This is a genomic window from Legionella sp., assembly GCF_965140895.1.
Taxonomy (GTDB): Bacteria; Pseudomonadota; Gammaproteobacteria; order Legionellales; family Legionellaceae; genus Legionella.
In genome coordinates this window covers 1-3,351 of sequence record NZ_CBCSKT010000037.1, presented here as the reverse complement: position 1 = coordinate 3,351, position 3,351 = coordinate 1, and the positions used below count along the sequence as shown (strand labels likewise).

The window sequence follows — 3,351 nt, the reverse complement described above, 5'->3', positions numbered from 1 at the left end:
GTTCAGATTAAAGCGATTTACGCGAGTAGAGTGTTTTAATCTGAATAAATCAGATGTTCATTAAAAATATGGTAAATAAAGAGGTAACACAAGCGTCTTGTATAAGACAAGAAACATATGATTTTAGGCAACTGAGATTATATGGTCAAGAAGAGAAGCGCAAACGGTGGATGCCTTGGCAGTAAGAGGCGATGAAGGACGTGGAATCCTGCGAAAAGCTTCGATGAGCTGGAAACGAGCGATTAATCGAAGATGTCCGAATGGGGGAACCCGGCTATACGAGAGTATAGTCATCGTTAGCTGAATACATAGGTTAACGAGGCGAACTCGGGGAACTGAAACATCTAAGTACCCGAAGGAAAAGAAATCAAAAGAGATTCTCCAAGTAGCGGCGAGCGAACGGGGAGGAGCCTGGTGTGATTTATAGTACAATGAAATAGAACAGTTTGGGAAGGCTGGCCAAAGAGGGTGAAAGCCCCGTATATGTGAGTTGTATTAGGAACTAAGCACGCGAACAAGTAGGCCGGGACACGTGAAATCCTGGTTGAATATGGGTGGACCATCATCCAAGGCTAAATACTACTTACTGACCGATAGTGAACCAGTACCGTGAGGGAAAGGCGAAAAGAACCCCGGAGAGGGGAGTGAAATAGAACCTGAAACCGTTTGCGTACAAGCAGTGGGAGCATGTCTTTGGACGTGTGACTGCGTACCTTTTGTATAATGGGTCAGCGAGTTACTTTCAGTGGCGAGGTTAACTGAATAAGGAAGCCGTAGAGAAATCGAGTCTGAATAGGGCGCGAGTCGCTGTGAGTAGACCCGAAACCGGGCGATCTAGCCATGTGCAGGATGAAGGTTGGGTAACACCAACTGGAGGTCCGAACCGGGTAATGTTGAAAAATTATCGGATGACGTGTGGCTAGGAGTGAAAGGCTAATCAAGCCCGGAGATAGCTGGTTCTCCCCGAAAGCTATTTAGGTAGCGCCTCGTGAATAATTGTTGGGGGTAGAGCACTGTTTCGGCTAGGGGGCTGTCATGGCTTACCAAACCGATGCAAACTCCGAATACCGGCTAATTGAATCACGGGAGACACACGGCGGGTGCTAACGTCCGTCGTGAAGAGGGAAACAACCCAGACCGCCAGCTAAGGTCCCAAAGTACTAGTTAAGTGGGAAACGATGTGGGAAGGCAGAGACAGCCAGGAGGTTGGCTTAGAAGCAGCCACCCTTTAAAGAAAGCGTAATAGCTCACTGGTCGAGTCGGCCTGCGCGGAAGATGTAACGGGGCTAAAACTAGTCACCGAAGCTGCGGATGTGCACTAAGTGCACGTGGTAGGGGAGCGTTCTGTAGGCTGATGAAGGTGGATTGAGAAGTCTGCTGGAGGTATCAGAAGTGCGAATGCTGACATGAGTAACGATAATGAGGGTGAAAAGCCCTCACGCCGGAAGTCCCAGGTTTCCTGCACGACGTTAATCGGAGCAGGGTGAGTCGGCCCCTAAGGCGAGGCTGAAGAGCGTAGTCGATGGGAACCAGGTTAATATTCCTGGACTTTTTGTAAGTGGTGAAGTGGGGACGGAGAAGGCTAGATGAGCCAGGCGTTGGTTGTCCTGGTACGTGCATGTAGGGGGGTAGACTTGGCAAATCCGGTTTACTGTTAACCCTGAGGTGTGAAGTGGTGCTGACACTTTGGTGTACAGCGAAGTCATTGATGCCCGGCTCCCAGGAAAAGCTGCTAGCCATAACTTACAGAGAACCGTACCGCAAACCGACACAGGTGGACAGGTAGAGAATACTAAGGCGCTTGAGAGAACTCGGGTGAAGGAACTAGGCAAAATGGTACCGTAACTTCGGGAGAAGGTACGCCCTTGCTGGTTAGTTACATTACGTAACAAAGCTGGTGAGGGCCGCAGAGACCAGGTGGCTGCGACTGTTTATTAAAAACACAGCACTCTGCAAATTCGTAAGAAGACGTATAGGGTGTGACGCCTGCCCGGTGCTGGAAGGTTAATTGATGGGGTTATCCGCGAGGAGAAGCTCTTGATCGAAGCCCCAGTAAACGGCGGCCGTAACTATAACGGTCCTAAGGTAGCGAAATTCCTTGTCGGGTAAGTTCCGACCTGCACGAATGGCGTAACGATGGCCACACTGTCTCCACCCGAGACTCAGTGAAATTGAAATCGCTGTGAAGATGCAGTGTACCCGCGGCTAGACGGAAAGACCCCGTGAACCTTTACTATAGTTTTGCACTGGATTTTGATGATAACTGTGTAGGATAGGTGGGAGGCTAAGAAGTATGAACGCTAGTTCATATGGAGCCGACCTTGAAATACCACCCTGTTATTATTGAGGTTCTAACTTGGTCCCCTAATCGGGGATGAGGACAGTGTATGATGGGTAGTTTGACTGGGGCGGTCTCCTCCCAAAGAGTAACGGAGGAGCACAAAGGTACCCTCGGTACGGTCGGACATCGTACCTAGAGTGTAAAGGCATAAGGGTGCTTGACTGCGAGAGCGACGGCTCGAGCAGGAACGAAAGTTGGTCTTAGTGATCCGGTGGTTCTGAATGGAAGGGCCATCGCTCAACGGATAAAAGGTACTCCGGGGATAACAGGCTGATACCGCCCAAGAGTTCATATCGACGGCGGTGTTTGGCACCTCGATGTCGGCTCATCACATCCTGGGGCTGAAGCAGGTCCCAAGGGTATGGCTGTTCGCCATTTAAAGTGGTACGCGAGCTGGGTTTAGAACGTCGTGAGACAGTTCGGTCCCTATCTGCCGTGGGCGTAGGAAAATTGAGAGGAGCTGCTCCTAGTACGAGAGGACCGGAGTGGACGAACCTCTGGTGTACCGGTTGTGACGCCAGTTGCATCGCCGGGTAGCTAAGTTCGGACGGGATAACCGCTGAAAGCATCTAAGCGGGAAGCCTCCCTCAAGATGAGTTTTCCCATGAAGCCCGTTGAAGACTACGACGTTGATAGGCAAGGTGTGGAAGCGCAGTAATGTGTGAAGCTAACTTGTACTAATTGGCTGATTGTCTTGACCATATAATCTGAGTTGCTTTGGGTCTATGAAGCAACGCGAGATGAGAACGTGTTACGAAGCGCGAAAAAAAAAGCGCACTCTTTATTTACCTCATGCGAAATTGCGGTATAATGGCTGCAATGAAGCATGAAACCAGTTTTCCTGGCGACCATAGCGGTCTGGAACCACCTGAATCCATCTCGAACTCAGAAGTGAAACAGACATGCGCCAATGATAGTGTGAGGTCTCCTCATGTGAAAGTAGGTCATCGCCAGGGTTTTATTAAGAACAAGAAAGCGGCCTAGAGCCGCTTTTTTTGTTTCTACCATCC

2 rRNA genes are annotated in these 3,351 nt (G+C 49.9%); both read left to right on the top strand.

Annotated features, from left to right (window positions below):
• Positions 1 to 143 precede the first annotated feature (143 nt).
• Positions 144 to 3,043: ribosomal RNA gene (locus tag ACQY7T_RS05210) — 23S ribosomal RNA — on the top strand.
• Positions 3,044 to 3,181: 138 nt separating this feature from the next.
• Positions 3,182 to 3,297: ribosomal RNA gene (gene rrf / locus ACQY7T_RS05205) — 5S ribosomal RNA — on the top strand.
• Positions 3,298 to 3,351: the final 54 nt, after the last annotated feature.